Below are 1,804 nucleotides of genomic sequence, written 5' to 3'. Positions count from 1 at the left end.
TCGCCTCCACCACTCAGACGCAAAACAGAGATCAATTAACACTTCGTCCTTTTTTACCACAATTTTCTTTACGCAAATCTCGAAAAGACTTCTGATATTTTCAGGAGTCCTTTCTAATTTTGTTAAAGAATTTATCGTTTCAGATACTTGCTCTTTTGTTAAAAATACAGTAGACGATTGTTCAATTTTTTTAATTTCTTCTTTAGTAGTTTCTAATTGAGCCACACTATTTTTATATCGTTCTTTGAGTATATCATCCAATGTAGTTTGTTCTGCCAAATCCAATAATTTGTTAATTTTTTCTTCTAATTCCTTTTTTAATGATTTAAGTTGAGATAGCCGTTCGGTACTTAGTTTCATCAAATCAGAAATTGAATTATTATATAAGTTAATTAAACGAATAACTCCTTCAGGTGATAATATTTCAGTATCAATTTTGTTTAATACTTTTTGTTCTAATTCAGCTTTTTTTATTCTTCCTACACCGCAATTGTTTAAAGTACGCTGTTGTTTATCGCACCGATAATAGGAATATACATTACCACGAGAAGTAACCCGACTGCCAACCATTTTAGCACCACACTCACAATAAACTAATCCAGATAAAGTATAAATTTCTTTGGCCTTTGCTACACCTGGAACATGTTTATCTTTACTCATACGGTTTTGAACCTGTAAAAATATATCTTCAGAAATAATTGCAGGAATGGTATTCGCCTTTTCAATTTTACTATCAGAATCATTATGACTATTACGGGGTTTGTCATGACCACCTGAAACCCTGCCAAAAACATATGTACCTATATATTTTTTATTTTTTAATAAATCATGAAGACTATTTTTGCCAAAAGGATTACCCAATTTAGTTTTATAACCCAAAGAATTTAACTCTTCAATAATTTTTCCATAAGATATGCCTGACGCTCTACGAGCAAATATAAGCCGCACTATATTAGCCTCTGCTTCGTTTATAACGAGTTTTTGAGTAGAATGGTCTACATCATAACCAAGTGGTGGTTTTCCACCATTATGTTTTGCTTGAAAGCCATTTTCTCGCATTCCTTTTTTTACCTCCTTCGATAAATTACGGCTATAATAAGCGGCCATGCCTACAAGCATGGATTCCATCATATTACCTTCTGGGCTATCATCTATATTTTGAGTAACATATTCATAAGATACGCCTAACTTTTGTAATTGTGCTTTATACCTATAATAGTCGTATTCATCTCTAGCATTTCTGTCAATTTTATGAAAAATAATAAGGTCAAATGCCCCTTTCTTAGCGTCTGCCATCATTTCTTGAAAGGCAGGTCTGTTATCAGTTCTGGCCGTGAATGCTTCATCAATGTATTCTTTTACAATGATATAACCTTTGCGTTTGCAATACTCTCTACCTGCCCTAAGTTGGGCAGTAATTGATTCTTCACGTTGATTATCTGAAGAATAACGGGCATACAAAACAACCCTTAACTTAGCTTTTAGAAAACTCATTTTATTATCAATCCTTCCGTATACACGAAAGGGTCAATTGGATATAATATTATTGTAGCTGTACGATTGACCCTTTCGTGGTTAGTTGTACTTAATAACGCTTAGTGTTGACGCACTAAGCGTTATTTTTTTTATCTAAAATCCTTATAAGCCTAGTAAATATAAGGACTCTAAAGTAACTTTATCCCGGTTCAAGTTCTCCCCTTCAAACATTAGTCAACTTGAACCGCTTCAAACCCCCGTACTGTCTACGTTCTTCAAACATCGGTTCAAGTTCAACTTATATTTTCTACTATATTCTTTTATTTTA

1 protein-coding gene is annotated in these 1,804 nt (G+C 33.1%); it reads right to left on the bottom strand.

Annotated features, from left to right (window positions below; all coding sequences use genetic code 11):
* On the bottom strand, positions 1-1,494 hold a 1,494-nt coding region (locus BLR65_RS28795; protein WP_093798273.1), incomplete at its 3' end, for a recombinase family protein.
* Positions 1,495-1,804 lie beyond the last annotated feature (310 nt).

Origin of the sequence: Sporomusa acidovorans (assembly GCF_900101845.1) — a bacterium.
Lineage (GTDB): Bacteria > Bacillota > Negativicutes > Sporomusales > Sporomusaceae > Sporomusa > Sporomusa acidovorans.
This window is presented reverse-complemented; position numbering and strand designations above follow the sequence as displayed.